The sequence below is a fragment of the Methylophaga sp. OBS1 genome, assembly GCF_026319365.1.
The window spans coordinates 188,924-205,207 of sequence record NZ_JAPDMS010000001.1 but is presented as its reverse complement, the minus strand read 5'-3'; the positions used below and the strand labels follow the sequence as shown (position 1 = coordinate 205,207).

General features: G+C 51.7%; 19 protein-coding genes. All 19 read right to left on the bottom strand.

Features of this window, described 5'->3' with window-relative positions; translation table 11 throughout:
• Nucleotides 1-4: 4 nt before the first annotated feature.
• Complete coding sequence (locus OMQ46_RS00960) at nucleotides 5-958, bottom strand: PDR/VanB family oxidoreductase (RefSeq protein ID WP_266235073.1); 954 nt, start codon at nucleotides 956-958, stop codon at nucleotides 5-7.
• Nucleotides 955-1,557, bottom strand: coding sequence for a dimethylamine monooxygenase subunit DmmA family protein (locus OMQ46_RS00955; protein WP_266235071.1), 603 nt, complete (start codon nucleotides 1,555-1,557; stop codon nucleotides 955-957). Before OMQ46_RS00955 ends, OMQ46_RS00960 begins: the two co-directional genes overlap by 4 nt.
• Before the next feature lie 60 nt (nucleotides 1,558-1,617).
• Nucleotides 1,618-2,766 carry an aminomethyltransferase family protein gene (locus tag OMQ46_RS00950; RefSeq protein ID WP_266235069.1) on the bottom strand — a complete coding sequence of 383 codons (1,149 nt, stop codon included), beginning with the start codon at nucleotides 2,764-2,766 and terminating at the stop codon, nucleotides 1,618-1,620.
• A gap of 123 nt (nucleotides 2,767-2,889) precedes the next feature.
• Complete coding sequence (locus OMQ46_RS00945; protein ID WP_266235067.1) at nucleotides 2,890-4,581, bottom strand: APC family permease; 1,692 nt, start codon at nucleotides 4,579-4,581, stop codon at nucleotides 2,890-2,892.
• 74 nt (nucleotides 4,582-4,655) lie between these two features.
• Entirely contained in the window at nucleotides 4,656-4,979 is a 324-nt protein-coding gene (sugE, locus tag OMQ46_RS00940) for a quaternary ammonium compound efflux SMR transporter SugE (protein WP_266235065.1), read from the bottom strand.
• A gap of 81 nt (nucleotides 4,980-5,060) precedes the next feature.
• Nucleotides 5,061-6,191 (bottom strand): bifunctional 3,4-dihydroxy-2-butanone-4-phosphate synthase/GTP cyclohydrolase II, encoded by a 1,131-nt coding sequence (gene ribBA, locus OMQ46_RS00935; RefSeq protein WP_266235064.1) that lies wholly within the window; start codon nucleotides 6,189-6,191, stop codon nucleotides 5,061-5,063.
• 9 nt (nucleotides 6,192-6,200) lie between these two features.
• On the bottom strand, nucleotides 6,201-6,989 hold the full coding sequence (gene folE2 / locus OMQ46_RS00930; protein ID WP_266235062.1) for a GTP cyclohydrolase FolE2: 789 nt from the start codon (nucleotides 6,987-6,989) through the stop codon (nucleotides 6,201-6,203).
• Between the two features lie 276 nt (nucleotides 6,990-7,265).
• A complete protein-coding gene (locus OMQ46_RS00925) occupies nucleotides 7,266-7,412 on the bottom strand; it encodes a hypothetical protein (RefSeq protein WP_266235060.1) in 147 nt (48 codons plus the stop codon).
• 343 nt (nucleotides 7,413-7,755) lie between these two features.
• On the bottom strand, nucleotides 7,756-8,475 hold the full coding sequence (locus OMQ46_RS00920; RefSeq protein ID WP_266235059.1) for a TorF family putative porin: 720 nt from the start codon (nucleotides 8,473-8,475) through the stop codon (nucleotides 7,756-7,758).
• A gap of 72 nt (nucleotides 8,476-8,547) precedes the next feature.
• The gene (locus OMQ46_RS00915; RefSeq protein WP_266235057.1) at nucleotides 8,548-10,005 is read right to left on the bottom strand and encodes an APC family permease; all 1,458 of its coding nucleotides are present in this window, start codon (nucleotides 10,003-10,005) and stop codon (nucleotides 8,548-8,550) included.
• A 238-nt stretch (nucleotides 10,006-10,243) separates the two neighbouring features.
• A complete protein-coding gene (locus tag OMQ46_RS00910; protein ID WP_266235055.1) occupies nucleotides 10,244-10,540 on the bottom strand; it encodes a hypothetical protein in 297 nt (98 codons plus the stop codon).
• The gene (locus OMQ46_RS00905; protein ID WP_266235053.1) at nucleotides 10,524-11,195 is read right to left on the bottom strand and encodes a hypothetical protein; all 672 of its coding nucleotides are present in this window, start codon (nucleotides 11,193-11,195) and stop codon (nucleotides 10,524-10,526) included. Before OMQ46_RS00905 ends, OMQ46_RS00910 begins: the two co-directional genes overlap by 17 nt.
• Nucleotides 11,196-11,253: 58 nt before the next feature.
• Nucleotides 11,254-11,682, bottom strand: coding sequence for a universal stress protein (locus tag OMQ46_RS00900; RefSeq protein ID WP_266235051.1), 429 nt, complete (start codon nucleotides 11,680-11,682; stop codon nucleotides 11,254-11,256).
• A gap of 11 nt (nucleotides 11,683-11,693) precedes the next feature.
• Complete coding sequence (locus OMQ46_RS00895; RefSeq protein WP_266235049.1) at nucleotides 11,694-13,088, bottom strand: APC family permease; 1,395 nt, start codon at nucleotides 13,086-13,088, stop codon at nucleotides 11,694-11,696.
• Nucleotides 13,085-13,264: a hypothetical protein gene (locus tag OMQ46_RS00890; RefSeq protein WP_266235048.1), complete on the bottom strand. Its 180-nt coding sequence runs from the start codon at nucleotides 13,262-13,264 to the stop codon at nucleotides 13,085-13,087. The genes OMQ46_RS00895 and OMQ46_RS00890 overlap by 4 nt, the downstream gene beginning before the upstream one ends.
• A complete protein-coding gene (locus OMQ46_RS00885; protein ID WP_266235046.1) occupies nucleotides 13,261-13,671 on the bottom strand; it encodes a hypothetical protein in 411 nt (136 codons plus the stop codon). Before OMQ46_RS00885 ends, OMQ46_RS00890 begins: the two co-directional genes overlap by 4 nt.
• A 12-nt stretch (nucleotides 13,672-13,683) precedes the next feature.
• Entirely contained in the window at nucleotides 13,684-13,989 is a 306-nt protein-coding gene (locus OMQ46_RS00880; protein WP_266235044.1) for a hypothetical protein, read from the bottom strand.
• Nucleotides 13,990-14,169: 180 nt separating this feature from the next.
• Nucleotides 14,170-15,504, bottom strand: coding sequence for an FMN-binding glutamate synthase family protein (locus OMQ46_RS00875; protein WP_266235043.1), 1,335 nt, complete (start codon nucleotides 15,502-15,504; stop codon nucleotides 14,170-14,172).
• 25 nt (nucleotides 15,505-15,529) lie between these two features.
• Entirely contained in the window at nucleotides 15,530-16,270 is a 741-nt protein-coding gene (locus OMQ46_RS00870; protein WP_266235042.1) for a protein glxC, read from the bottom strand.
• Nucleotides 16,271-16,284 lie beyond the last annotated feature (14 nt).

The following is a 16,284-nucleotide window of genomic DNA, read 5'->3' as shown; positions in this document are numbered from 1 at the left end:
TTCCTCAAAGGTTGACCACCAGTTTTGAGCACTTGGCCCGTGATACACACGGCATAATGCTTCTGCCCTCGGCTTTTTCATGGTCCGACAGATAATGGTCGTTGTGCATAATCACGCCGTCGCAGGACACCACTTCCAGTTCGCAGCGTCCGCAGGCACCGCCACGGCACAGGAACGGCGGTTCAGCCCCGGCTTCTTCCATCGCTTCCAGCATGCTCATGTCACCCGGCACCGTGACTTCCATACCGCTCAACGCCAGTTCCACCGTGAATTCATCGCCTGAAGGCGGTGCGGTAAACTCTTCACTGTGTACGTGGTTGTCAGGCCACCCCAGATTCTTGGCATGCAGGTGCAGGGCTTTTACCATCGGTTCGGGACCGCAGGTATAAACATGAGTACCGAGCGGTTGACGACGCAGCAGTTCGGGGATATCCAGGCGCTGGCCTTCGCTATCTACGTAGAAATGAACCCGATCGCCGCATAGCTGCTGTAACTGTTCACGGAACGCCGCATGCTCAGGTGAGCGATAGGCATAATGCAGTTCATAGTCGTAGCCCAGGCGATTGAGGTCAGAAATCTGCGACATAAAGGGCGTAATACCGATCCCCCCGGCAATCAGAATATGCCGGCGACCCAGCTTGGATATCGCGAACAGGTTAACCGGATAGGTGATTTGAAGCCGGGTACCCGGCTTCACCTGCTCGTGCATGTAGACCGAGCCACCGCGTGAATTTTCCTGCTTGCGTACCGAAATATGATAGCTGTCTGAATTAGCGGTAGACCCCATCAATGAATACGGATTCCGGTGAATGCGACCATTGATATCCATCGATACCACAACGTGACTGCCACCGGAAAAATGCGGTAAAGGTTCACCATTTTCCTGCACCAGCGTGAAGTGTTTGACCACCTCAGTCACCTGTTCCACATCCACCACTTTCACATTCAATACACTCATGGATAAATCTCCTCTGCTGCCGGTACATTGCCCGGTTCTTCAGCATCAACCATCACGCCCATGTAAGCGCCCAAACGACGGGAAAAATGGTCACGAACAAACAGATGACGGCCGCAGCCGCTGCATTGATGAATGCTGTGATGCACATCTTTATCCGTGGTTTTGCAATGAACACAGTAAACGCTACGTGCCAAAGTCCCGCTCAGCTCTTTTTCCACATTGCGGTCCTGAACACCGTAGACTTTGAGCTCATCCATCACCGCCCAGATGAAGGCCTCACTGCCGGCGACATAAAACTGTGTGCCCATCAGACAATCAGGTAATTGCTCCCTGAGTGCAGCCAGCACCGCCTGGTCTGACTCACAGACCTGCAGACCTTCCGGTACCAGCTTGGTAATAATCTCAGCGTATTTTTTTGATGCCGACGGATCGTCAGCAAACAATAACTTGATTGGTTCACGGGGACACATCTGTTGAAATAACTTCAGTACGGCAATACCCCCCTCGCCCTCGGCGATAACAACATGACCGGTCGCATGCTGCTTCCACACCAGCGAGTCATACAGTGGTTTGCTTCTGATCCAATATCCTCTTTCCATCACTTTTTCCTCATCTTGTTGCCCTGCCACGTCCCTGTGACATACCAGGCTGGGTGACAACTATTGTTCGGGATGAGTACGCAGACGCATCGGATCGTAGAAAGGTGTCTTAACGACATGGGCTTTGATCGGCGTCTCGGCGGCAACCACCACCTGGGTACCGAGTTGCGAGAACTCGGGCTTGATATGCACCATGGCAATCGATTTCATCAGGTAACGGCTGAAACTGGCACTGGTCACCACACCGATTTCCTTACCATCTTTAATAATTTTGGCCCCTGCCGGCATCGCCTCATTGCTCTGACAAACCAGACCCGCCTGCTTGAAGCGTTCACGGGCTTTCAGTTTCAGTAATGCTTGTTTGCCGACATAGTCGCCTTCTTTGTCGAGATCCACACACCAGTGCATGTTGACTTCCCATGGGGTGGTGTCGCCTTCTGGCATATCGAATGGGTAGAACAGCAAAGCGGCTTCAACCCGGGTCAGGTCCAGAGATTCCCAGGAGCCGGCCATAATCCCGTAGGCATGCCCTTTTTCCATGATGCTGTCCCAGATATGCACCGCATCATCAGCGCTGCAATACACTTCATAACCGCGCTCACCGGAATAGCCGCCACGGGCAATAATCACATCACGACCAAACAACGAGGTTTGAACATGTTTGAAATAAGGCAGGCGTGCCAGGTCAATACTGACTTCGGGACCGAGAATATCGATTGATTTCGGCCCCTGCAGTGACAGAATATGCACGTCAAAATCCTGCTCAATGCTGACGTCCAGACCTTCAGCCAGTCTGGCCAGATTGTCCTGGGTGCTGCCACCACCGTGAGAGATTCGATAATGTTCCTTGGCATCACAAATCAGCATAATGTCATCCACCAGGGCACCCTCTTCATTCACTTCCGCAGCAAGACGTGAGGTGCCGGGCTCGAGTTCAGTCACATCGATCGCCACCAGTTTATCCAGTACTTTCAATGCCGCTGGCCCGGTGACATTAAGAATATTCAGCGCAGACACATCGTAGAGTGCGGCACGGGTTCTGACCGCAATGACTTCGTCATGGGGATCGCTGTGATAAAACTGCGGAATGGGCATTCCCCAGATCGATTCATCCAGCTTGGAACCCAGCTCGCGATGTCGTTGATTCAGTACTGAGTTACGGGTAATGGCCGCATCCGCGGCTTCGAGAGGTTGAGTAGAATTGCTCATGGCACTGGCTCCGCTTTAATAACAGAAAGTTCATAAGCAAATTAACGCAAATAAAAGGGCTTAAAAATTCTCTTGATGGCGTACTCCCTTGGGAGTAAAAAATCGCTGCTGAGGCCAATAAATTCAGCTCAAAAGACTTTCAACCAGGATATGACTGACATACAGAATGCCCCCCCCCATCAACAGCGCCAGATAAGGCAGAACACCGGCTCTACCCAGCGCCGAATGATGTCGCTGTAGATCCTCCCGCGTCCCTGCCGGGAATGTCCCCTTGTCAGTCAGATAATGACGCCAGAGGAACAGAGGAATACTCACCGCCGCCATCAATAAGCCGCTCAGCAATGCCCCCTTACCCCAGACGTTGGCACCCAGCCCCATAATCGCAATATTCATGTAGGCCATCACAATCCCCATAGCAAGCAAAAATGTCGGTGCCTTGAACGGTCTTTGCCAGTCACCACGGTCAATGCGATGTATCCAACCTGCATTGAGATTGAGGAAATTGAAAATCATATAACCCACATTCGACGCCGCCAGCAGAAACACATAATCCGACATCATCAACAACACCAGGTTAATCACCAGATTGGTCCACATCGCATGAGTCGGCGCCCCCTCCTCATTCACATGAGACAGATAGCGCGGCAACAGACCATCGACTGACGCCTGGTACAGCGTCCTGGATGCGCCCGACATCGCCGTCATCATTGCCAGCACCATAGCCAACACCAGCATCGCCACGATCAGATTTGCCATAAATGGCTGACCGCCAAGCATCGCGGATAAGGCATTGGCCACCCCCATACCACTGTAGATCTCTTCGGCGAGCATACCGTCATAGCGGGCAGGCGCTATCAGTTGCCCATCTGAATCCAGGATCGCCGGCTGAATCATCTCGCCGATACCAAGGTAGGACTGAAAAGCCACTGGTACCAGAATATAAGCGGCCAGACACAGTAAACCGGCATAAAAAATCGCCCGATGGGTATCCCGAACCGGGTTTCTGAATTCACGGGTGTAACAGAGTGCAGTTTCAAATGCATAAGCCGACCAGCCGGCGATAAACAGAGCGCCAGCCATCAAGACCCAGCCCTGCAGACTCCACTCCCCGGCCACCACTTTTCCCATCGAGTCATAAGCGACCGGAGTTAACGGGAAAAAATGATCCCGTGGCAGATCACCACTCAATAGAGGAACCAGCGCAATCAACATCAGGGGAATCAGGGCGCTTAATGCCAGCAGCATGGTTGTCCTGGCTGAACGCAACACGCCACCGTTCTGTATGGCAAAAACCACCAGCAAAATGGTGGCACCGACAATAAAGGTGGCGTCAATACGCAAACTGAGTCCCTGCTTGAGCGCACTCAAATCAATCAGTGTCAGCTGCCAGGTATTAATCACAGCATCGGCAGGAAACAGTACGTTAAGGATATAGCCAGCAGATAAACCAGAACCGATGGCGAGTACTGGCGACCAGGCCCACCAGTGACACCATATCGACACCGGTGCAATCAGTTTGCTGTATGGCATCCAGGCGACAGCGCCATGAACAGAGACTCCACCGGCTTTATGTGGAAACAGACCGGCAATTTCAGCATAGGTAAATGACTGCAGCAGACCGAAACTGATGGCAATAATCCAGACCAGCCAGGCGGGCTTGCCCACCGTGGCCGTAATCGCCCCCATGGAGAACAGCACCAGTGCGGCCACGCCACTCGCTATCCAGAAAGCGCCTTTCCAGTCTATAGCGCGATGCAGCGTCTGAATGCGACCGTCGATGGGTTGGAATGGGATGGAAATATCCTGCTGACTCACTATGCGCTCCCTAAGCGGATCTTGATGATCACCATAGCGCGCAGGCAAACATCAGCCAGTCATGCCGGATTTTTTCAAGCTTCGGCCGTGCTAAGCTTGAGCCCGATAATCCCGACAATGATAAAAGCGATGCTCACCAGCCTGCTTAAACTGGTGGATTCGTCAAACAACATAATACCGAGAATCACCGTGCCTACCGCACCAATACCCACCCAGACACCGTAAGCAGTGCCAATCGGCAAGTCACGCATGGCCAGGCCGAGCAGCCAAAAGCTGAGTAATAGGGTAAAGACCGTCGCAATTGTCGGTAAAGGCCGGGTCAGGCCATCGCTGTATTTGAGGCCGATTGCCCAGACCACTTCCAGCAATCCGGCAATAAATAAAATCATCCAGGCCATCTGAATGGTCCTTATTATTAGCGGGTCGTCCCGTCTCAAAAACCGTACTCAGGGTCGTCCCTGCGGTCAGATATGTCTTGTTCAGGCGCTGGCTTGTTCTTTCTCTGTCTCCGCATCCGGCAACAGAAAATCATGCACGGTCAGGCCAAAGCCAGTCATTGCAGGCAGTATACGCGGCCGCGTCAGCAGCGTCATGCCCGTCACACCCAGATCTTTGAGGATTTGTGCACCTACGCCATAGTGCTTGAGTTTGAGCCTGGGGATATCATTTGATTCACCGATGCCGTCATCATGCATCAACAGCAGCACACCGGTACCGGCTTTGCGAATGGCCTGCATAGCCTCGGTGACACTCCAGCTGTGACCGCGACGGTCACTGTCGAGTAAATCCAGACCGTTAAACGGTGCATGCACCCGCACCAGGGTATTCTGTGCCGCAGACACATCCCCAAAAACCAATGCCTGGTGAACTTCACTGCTGTGAATATCCCGGTAACGGCTGAGCGTAAACTCACCAAAGATGGTACTCAGTGAACGACTATCTATACGTTCAATGATCGTTTCCTGCTGATGGCGATAGGCAATCAAATCAGCGATGGTGCCGACTTTGAGGTCATGTTTGTTAGCAAAGGCCAGTAAATCGGGCAGTCGGGCCATGCTGCCGTCATCATTCATGATCTCGCAGATAACAGCGGCCGGCTCTCTGCCGGCTAGTTGCGCCAGATCACAACCGGCTTCAGTATGACCGGCACGTTTTAAGACACCGGCCTGTTGGGCCATCAAGGGAAAGATATGCCCCGGGCTGACAATGTCTGCTGGTCCCGCGTTAGACGCGACCGCAGCTTGTATAGTGCGGGCACGATCCGCCGTCGAGATGCCGGTGGTCACGCCTTCTGCTGCTTCTATCGACACCGTAAAATTGGTACCCAGTGAGGTGCCGTTATGACCCACCATCAGTGGTAGATCAAGTTGCCGGCATCGTGTCTCCGTGAGTGTCAGGCAAATCAATCCCCTGCCATGCATCGCCATAAAATTAATCGCTTGGGCATAAGCAGCATCGGCAGCCATGATCAAATCGCCTTCATTTTCGCGATCTTCGTCATCCATCAACACCACCATTTTGCCCAGGCGGATATCCTCGATGATGTCTTCTATCGGTGAAATCGCAGGCAGAGGAGCCTTGGCTTTAAATGCAATCGTGGAATATGTCATGACGCCTCCTTACATGCGATCAATCAATGCGTAGGCAGAATGGTTATGAATCGACTCGAAGTTCTCGCATTCAACCCGGAAACCACCAATTTCAGGCGCTTTTTCGAGTGCACCGGCAATGTCTCTGACCAAGTCTTCAACAAACTTGGGATTATCGTAGGCAAACTCGGTCACAAACTTTTCATCCGGGCGCTTAAGCAGGCCATACAGCTGACTGGATGCCTGCGCTTCGACCAGGCGAATTAACTCATCGAGATTCATTGCCTCACCCATTTCCACCTCGACGGTGACCAGAGAGCGCTGATTGTGTGCACCATACTGGGAAATCTTTTTGGAACAGGGACAGAGACTGGTGACCGGAATTTCTGCCTTGACGGTCAGTTGGTAGGCTTCACCGATCTCGGCATTCAGGGTCACGTCATAATCCATCATGCTGGTCACGCCCGACACCGGCGCGGCTTTTTCCAGGAAAAACGGAAACCGCATCTGCACATGACCATTGTCGGCTTCCAGCAGCTCAAGCATGGCACGCATAAAGGCCGGCATCGCAGCGACTGAAAACACCTGTTTCGGCTGTTCCAGCAACTCGACAAAACGCGACATATGCGTGCCTTTAACATGATGGGGCAGACTGACCGTCATATTGAAATCAGCGACGACCCGAATGGGATGGCCATCCTGACTATCGAAGAAAATAGGATAACGTAAGGATTTAATGCCTACCCGATCAATCGGTAACTGGCGTTTATCAGGTGTGTTCTGAACATCTTCCAGGCCAGCTTTAAGAGGCAGGTTCATAATACGTATCCTTATCTTGCAGACTGTACAGTCAATTGGTGTTGGCTTACCCAAAAAGGAAGGCGAACTGTTCACGCCTGTTCACACATGCCATTGAGAACATCATGCTGGCAGTGTCAGTTCGCCCCCAACGTCCCAACGAGAGAACGGTTTAGAGGATAACCATGAAAGAAGCTGAACCCCTGTCATCAAATCAGCTTCAGTTTAATTATCGTGGCTGTCATGCCCTTCAACAATTCCAAAGAAGGCTTACTACCTAGGTGTTAGAAACAATCCCTAACGTGGATTGAATGGCCCGAAATCAGCTGACTCTTCTGCAGTGAGAATCCCACCCGTGTAACTACCCACCATCCAACCGTTACTCATCAGTTGGGTTAGCACCAATGCCAGAAACTTGAAATATTTGCTGTTTGAAATCGACATACATAAACCCTCCTTATCAGGGTGTAGCCAACACAGCCTCTCAGTTCAGTACTGAGCGCATGATCTTGATTAGCTTGACACTCCCATGACAAAAAAGCGCGTCATGACATCATCTACAGCTAAAAAAAAGGAGCTGCCGAAACCGGGCAATAAATCATTGCTTGCGACTACGACAACTCCCAAATATGCCAGTCGGAACGGGCAAGAGGATAACCATCAAGAAGCTGAAACATTCGCTGAAAACCAGCTCCAGTTTCATTATCTCCTTAAGCCCTGATAGCCACCATTCCGAAGAGGTATTACTACCAAGGTCATAGTGGCGCTACTCCCTTCCGACAGTTTTTTACATTGATTTAGAGATACTGAAGACAAAGCGTCCCTCAGCCAGGTCATCGGTGTAGAGATCTTCACCATCGCTGTCGGTATCGGTGTAAGTCAGATCAAAACCGAAGCCGGCAAAGTCTTTGGACAGACCGATGCGATAGTCAGTCGCGCTGTCCGGGTTGCCGGAACCGAAAACATCATCGTCATAATCGTAATAACCGACCGCGGCACTAAGGTTGACGCCAGCCGGCAGACCATAATCGAAGCCCAGATTGTAATAAGTGCCTGTCTCGCTAAGTCCGTAGACATCACCTGAATGTGCTACGCCCAGAGTAAAGTAGCTGTAACTGAGTGAGCCATACACTTCATTCCAGTCCAGGCCGGATTCACCCGGGTAGTCGTAACGCAGGATACCCAGATCATAGGCAATACCGGTGTCACCAATTTCATTGGCATAGCCGGCATAGTAATCCACTTCGATACTGGTATCTGGGGCTGCATCGCCGAAATCGACATTGGAGGCCCAGATGCCGGTATAAAATCCACTGCTGTGACCATAGTCAAAGCTGCCGGAAATGGCTGGTTTTTCATCAGTCTGAGAATAACCGCGCCAGACATAATCACTGGATAAAGCCACACTCGCACTGGTGCTGTGCTGACCGTTTTCACTCTCCCAGGCCATCGCTGCGCCCGAAGTCATCAGACCGCTGGCGGCCATTAACAGGATCATTTTTTTCATGTTGTTTTCTCTCTTTGTGGTGATAAACAAAATAAGGGGGCAGAGTCTACTGCCCCCTTCGTTACAGCGTTATCATTTACTGGCAACAGCGCCGATCGCCGCATTGTGCTGGCTGGCGGGTCTCAAATTGGGTNTNGANCCAGATTNGNNGGTANATNCCCAGNNCGANGANACCCAAGTTGAGAACCAGCCGACTTCCAGGCTGTTCAGATACACCACGCCAACCAGACACAGCGGGATATTGAACAGACCGAAAAGCATGGCCACATTTTTCCAGCCGGCCGGTGCTTTGAAAGGACGCTCGACATTGATAAAACGCGGGTCTTTTTTAGCTTTAACGTAAGCAAACAGACTGATACCGTTCGCACAGGTGTAACCAATCGCAGAAGCGGCCAGAATTGCTGCTGGCGTGCCCATGGATATCAGCACCAGGTTGAACAGACCGATGACCACCATCGCCAGTACCGGCGTGCCATGGCCATTCACTTTACTCAGCACTTTAGGCAGATTGCCTTCATGCGCCATTGAGTGCATGGCACGGGCAGAACCCAGATAGGCGGTTTGAATAATCAGGATCATTGCCGCAATCAGCATGATGATGGTGATAACGGATCCGGACTCACCAAATGCAGCCTGTGCAACCGGAATCATGGGTGACAGGGGCTCAGCCAGAACACCTTCCACACCCAGTACACCGATAACCGCAGCCTGTACCAGCACGAAGGTCAACAGACAAATCGCACCGCAGACAAACAAGGCTTTGGGTACATCAACCGATGGTTTTTTGTATTCCGGGCCGTAAATCGCTGCCGTTTCCCAGGCACAGGCACTCCATTGGGCGATGGCAAACAAACCAAACAGAATCAGAATATGATGCATATCCCATGACCAGTCAGCCGGAAGCCAGGATGACGTGATATTGCTCATATCCACTGAACCGGTCGCAAACGGTACTGCAGTCATTACCACCAGTGGGATGATTGAAACCGCCGCCAGAATGTAACCCAGCACCGCACCGTCTTTGAGACCGAAGTAATTGACGATGATAAGACCACTGAAGATCACCACGCCCGAAATCAACGACAGTTGGTATTCAGTAAACATCTCACCCAGGCCGGGGAACAACCCCTGCAGGTAACTGCCAACCAGTATGGCGAAGATAGCTAACACCGGGTTCCAGGCAAACCAGTAACTCCAGGCACTGAAACCGCCAATCAACTTACCTTTGTCATACTTTCCCTGGTAGTCTTTCGATGTAAAAACGTGCTGGGCAAACCCCGGCAACCCGGATGCTTTGGGAAAGGCAGTCGCCATTTCCGCGTAGGCCAGATTCTGCATAAAGCCCTGCAGCACCGACAGCCCCCAGACCAGAATAGCCGCTGCCGCCACCCACATGGGGAAGTAACCCAGCGACGGTAAAATTAATAATGGCACCCCAGATGCGATTGCCAGCCCCTGTTTCCAGTCAATTGACCGTTCCAGTGACTCTGCATCGTGGGTGCCAACAGATGATTCGTTGTACTCACTCATATCTCTATCTCCAGCTAGTGGTTTAGCTTTTTGCTATTAGCATTGAATTTCAGACGGTTCCGAATCGGCAATTCAGGACCTGAACTGAACTTACCCCTACTGCAACAAGACTGTAATTATCTTCTGTGAGTACTCCATAGGTAGTAACGATGCGAATCTATGTTTCTGATTGACAATAGAAAACTGTCACTGAAGGTGAAACCTTCAATGTCTGGCTGGCGAATTTGGAGACACCGAATCAGGCGTGTTCGTGATAAGACCGACTAACCCATCGCACCTTTGCCCAGAGGTATGCATCCATCACTGACAAGGCATAGATAAAGAGACCACCGGCAAACTGACCGATCACGGAAACCCCGGGGCTGGCCATGTTGAATGTCACTACGCCCAGTACCAGCATAAAAAAAACCATGGTGAGTCCGCGCATGGGTGACTGGTTCAGTACCTGACCAACACCTGGCAGAATAATCGCAACCAGCAACACCAGGTAGGGATGCCACAAACCCGTGCCCTGCTCATCAGGCGGCTTTTTCATAATGGCCCCCGTCCAGATTAAACAGCAAAGTCTGCAGTTGTCGGCTCAAAGCAGCAATTTCTGTCGGATCCAGTGGCTGCATATCAAAATCCGCCATCCGCAAGAGCAAATATTGTCCCCTGTCGCCTTGCCTGGCCAGATAAGTCAATCTCACGGCATCCGGGGTGATCAGCAACGCTTTCACACGCTGGTCAGCAAAAATACTTTGAATATCGCCGTCGATACGCTGCAGGCTCGGCACTTTGTTTTTACTGACATAACGCGCATGTTGAGGCCAGTTTTTCGGGGGAGTAACCGGCCGCTCCCAATTCCAACCGGGACTGAAAACATCACCGCTCTGCGGTCTCATCAGAATATCCAGACTGCCCTCACTGCCGGCGGGTCTGAGCATGGTGATATGCAACCACATTATCGGTAATTTACGTGCGGTCAGATTATCCACTTCCAGTTTCAGCGCCACGCTGGTACCGGCGAACTCTCCTGCCAGGTGAGCAAAACCGGCCTGATCCAAAACACGCTGCTTAATGTCTATCACTTTGTGACTTTCACTTAATAAAGCAGCCCGGTCACGCAGTATCTGGTGATGATGACGGCGGTAGATGAGCCACAAGGATATCGAAAATACCACGGTCATCAGAATGATAAGTTGTGTCATTTTTGCCTCCTTAAACCGGCAAAAAAAAGCCCCGTAACCACAGTTACGGGGCACGAAGTCAACGCACGACCGTGACCGGACAATGCGCCTTACTGATCACCTGCTCGGCGATAGAGCCCAGCAGAACCTTGGCGACACCTGTTCGGCCGACTGACCCTGTTACCACATGGTCATGGTCATTGTTTTCGGCATAATCAATGATTGCCCTGGCAATGTTATGACCGGGAACAGTAGTGCAATAGACTGGCTGCAAGTCACGTTGATGAGCCCGTTCCATCGCATCATGCAACTCCATCTGGATTTGATCATGCGCGGCATCGAGCATATTGGAGTTCCAGAAATAAGTATGTGAAACATCCTCACCGGTAGGCATTACCACGTGAATAAAAGTCAGTTCTGCCTCTGCCAACTTCGCCAGTTCAATCGCATAGTCCACCGCTTTCTGCGCACTGTGAGAACCGTCGGTTGCACATAAGATTTTTTTCATGACGTTCCTCCTTAATAGCCTTTAGGCCGTGGCCAGGGCATCGTGAACTGATCACCCCGTTTCACAAACTGATAGCGACGCATGACAAACCACACTGACGCGACGATGTAGAAGGCCATGATCGACAGCAACGAAGCGCCGTAACCGAGGAAGGTCGCAAAATAGACCACCGAACACAGTGCCAGCAATACCAGCGCCGGTATCGGGTGAAACGGATGGATGTAGCCCCGTTTGATCACACCCAGCGGCCACATCTTTCTGAACTTCATCATGTTGATTGACATGAAGGTGTAGCCCAGCAGACCGGACAGAATCGAGAAGGTAATTACCTGATCCAGTAAGCCGGTAAAGGCAAATGACACCGCAATCGGAATCAGGAAAATAATGGCCCGGAAAGGTGTACGGTAATGCGGGTGAATCGCACCAAACCAGGTCGGCATATAACGATCCCGCCCCATTGAGAACCAGGCACGTGCGGCATCATTGATACAGCCATTGGCTGAGGCAATGGCTGCAAACATGGTACCGATGAACAAGACCACCTGCAGAGAGGGATTACCGATAATCGAGGCCGCATCATACAACGGTGTCGTTGCCTGCCCCAGATACTGCCAGGGCATCAGACCGGTAGAGACATACCAGGTCAGACTGGCTGCCACCAGTAAGGTCAGAATGCCACCGATGGTACCCAGTGGAATTGCGCGGCCCGCACTACGAACCTCCTCTGCTGCCTGACAGGTGCCCTCAATACCGAGGTAATACCACATACCAAACTGCAATGCTGCCACAACCCCAATCCAGCCATAGGGCAGTTCAGTGAGCAGATCACTGTGCTTGAGTATGTTGCCGGGATTGAGCGGATCAGTCCCCACAAACAGGGCAATAATCGCCAAAAACGCAAACAGCGTGATAACAAAGTTCACTGTCAGCGTCATGAACACACCGCGATAGTTAAGCCAGGCCAGAAAGGCGATCGTCAGCACCACAAAAGGTTGCGGATTGAGACCTTCATAGCCGGTGGCAGCTGCGACTGCAGCCATCAAATCACCGACAATCAGGGCATCGGCCGCTTCCAACATGGTGTAGGCCATCACCAGATACAACCCCACATTAAAGGCCATAAGCGGACCGATAATGTGCTTGGCCTGGGTATACTGCCCACCTGCTGCGGCTACTGTCGAGGTCACTTCCGAGTCGATCATGGCGACACAACTATATAAGAGCCCGATCACCCAGCAGGCAATCAGGGCCCCATAGGCGCCCCCTTTGGCGACGGAGAAGTTCCAGCCCATAAACTCGCCAACTAATACGATCCCAACCCCTAAAGCCCATACATGGAAAGGGTTGAGCACCTTGAACATCGAGATGCGTTGTACATTGTCTGCAGTCGTAGATTCAGCGGTCATCGGATGCCCTCCTCTTGCTTGATTTGTTCAAGCAACTCATCGGCACCCTCACGGGAACTGACCAGAAGCTCTTCGTCAAACTCACGCGATACACTGATGGCATCGACCAGAATCCACAGCAGTAGCAGCCCGGAGATAATCCAGGCGGCATAACTTAAAATATCCCACCAAATCATTGTGTTGCCTCCCTGTTTGAAGCTGTCTCCTGACTATCGAATTTTTCTCTGATGACTTCCCGGTATTGCTTGTTGGAAACCCGCAGCATGAAAAAGAAATAGCCGATGATCACCAGCGCCGTAATGGCAAGCATTAACGGGTCAATGGTGTAATCGAACTTATTGTTGATAATCTCAGCAGCAGCCTGTTCGTCATAACCAAGCTTTTGCCACTGTTCCTGTTCAACAGGGGAGACGCCCAGAGATTCCCAGGAGTGGGACTGGACAATGGCTGTTTCATCGACCGACTTACTGTCGGATTCCAGAAACAGAGGGATATAGAGACTTACATAAACCAGTACCAGAATAAACAGACTATCAAACAACTGTCCCCGTTTAGGCTGGATCTTGGGTATATAACTGGACATAGCATTTCCTCATTAATTGACTCTTGCATCGTTTTTAGCCGCCCGGTTCTCATCCAGGTGCTTGATATCGAGGCCATAGATGAACGCTTTATCTTCCGCATAGTGACGAGTCATCGACCCGACAGAGGCGGTATTAAAGAGCACAAGCAGACCACTGGAGATGATTAACACCCATTGAACAATGGGGTCATCGACGATGTTTAAGATACTAATGAGGACGAAGCCCACAGCCAGCCAGATCAGAATGATATCCGACCAGGCCATGATACAGTCCCGTAGATACATATTTTGTATACGTTTTTTTAAATTATTATTCATGATTGTTTCCTCTCTTGTTTGAACTAATGAATTACACGAATTCCTCCTGTTGAAAAAAATGCAAAAAAGATAAGGGCCGATACCACGCTGAAATCAACACTAGATGACGGGGTAAGGATCACAAGTGATTCATTCTTTGCAGTACCGGCCCTTATTTCGATCGCTCGTTAAAAACGGGGCTTAGAAGGTCTGTTGCTGACCCGGAATCCAGCTGGTGCCGGCCAGTGGTACACGGGCCATAGCAGCAGATTCAACAGTCAGGGCAACCAGATCTTCCGGTTCCAGGTTACGCAGATCATTCTTACCGCAGGCACGGGCCAGGGTTTGCGCTTCCAGGGTTAAAACACGCAGGTAGTTCGCCAGACGACGGCCACCTTCAACCGGATCAAAGCGTTTCATCAGCTCTGGATCCTGGGTAGAAATACCGGCAGGGTCACGACCTTCATGCCAGTCATCGTAAGAACCCGCTGTGGAGCCCAGTTTCTGGTACTCTTCTTCCCACTTCGGATCGTTATCACCCAGCGCGACCATCGCCGCAGTACCGATAGCAACCGCGTCAGCACCCAGTGCCATACACTTGGCCACGTCGGCACCGTTACGGATACCACCGGAGACAATCAGCTGAACCTTACGGTGCATGCCCATTTCCTGCAGTGCCTGTACGGCTTGGGGAATGGCTGCCATGGTCGGAATACCGACGTGTTCGATAAACACGTCCTGGGTGGCTGCGGTGCCGCCCTGCATACCGTCGACGATGATAACGTCAGCACCGGCTTTGACCGCCAGCTTCACATCGTAGTAAGTGCGGGTGGCACCGACTTTGATATAAATCGGCACCTGCCAGTCGGTGATTTCACGCAGTTCCTTGATCTTGATTTCCAGATCGTCAGGACCGGTCCAGTCTGGATGACGACAGGCAGAACGCTGATCCACGCCTTTTGGCAGGGTACGCATCTTCGCCACACGGTCGGTGATTTTCTGACCCAGCAGCATACCGCCGCCACCCGGTTTCGCACCCTGACCCAGTACCACTTCGATGGCATCGGCTTTACGCAGATCATCCGGGTTCATGCCGTAGCGTGATGGCAGATACTGATAGACCAGTTTGGTGGACTGACCGCGCTCTTCCGGCGTCATACCACCGTCACCGGTAGTGGTGGAGGTACCGACTGCTGAGGCGCCACGGCCCAGCGCTTCTTTGGCATAGGCAGACAAAGCACCAAAGCTCATACCGGCAATCGTAACCGGGATTTCCAGCTCAATCGGTTTCTTGGCAAAACGGTTACCCAGCGTGACCGAGGTGTTGCATTTTTCACGATAACCTTCCAGCGGGTAACGCGACATACTCGCACCCAGGAACAACAGGTCATCGAAGTGTGGCAGCTTGCGCTTGGCACCAGCACCGCGGATATCATAAATACCGGTATCGGCAGCGCGACGGATTTCAGCCATCGTCAAACGGTCGAATGTCGCTGACTCGCGCGGTACGGTCATGTATTTTCTCTTTTCAGTCATTTCTATTTCCTCGCAATATCAGCAATTAATAAGCACCAGCGTTATCAACTTTGAAGTTGTAAAGCTGTCTGGCAGAGCCGTAGCGTTTGAAATCTCTCGGGTCCTGATCGGTCACACCGGCACGTTCAAACAGCTCGGTCAGTTCTTCGATGTGTTCGGCACGCATTTCTTTTTCAATGCAGTCCGCACCCAGGGATTTCACACTGCCTTTGACATAGATGTGTGCTTCATAGAGCGAGTCGCCCAGGGCTTCACCAGCGTCACCACAAACGGCCAGTACGCCGGCCTGCCCCATAAAGCAGCTCATGTGACCGACGCTGCCTTTGACGAGGATGTCGACACCTTTCATGGAAATACCACAACGTGAACCGGCGTCGCCTTCAATCACCAGGAGACCACCGTGCGCGGTGGCACCCGCTGCCGATGAGGCATTGCCTTTAACACGTACCAGGCCTGACATCATGTTTTCCGCCACGCCCTGACCGGTGTGGCCGTGAATCGTGATTTCAGCTTCCTGATTCATGCCGGCACAGTAGTAACCGGCCGGACCGTGGATATCGATTTTCAGTTTCTGATTAACACCAACCGCCAGGTTGTGATGGCCTTTCGGGTTCAGCACATCCCATTTTTCGATGGTCATTTCATCATGCTGATCGTGCAGTGCCTGGTTCAGGTCACGCACCGTCTGAACTGACAGGTCAACCGTACCGACACCGTTGATGGTTTCGAATGCAGAGGTTTGTTCTGCTAAGTTGTTTGTACTCATTATCTTCTCCTAAT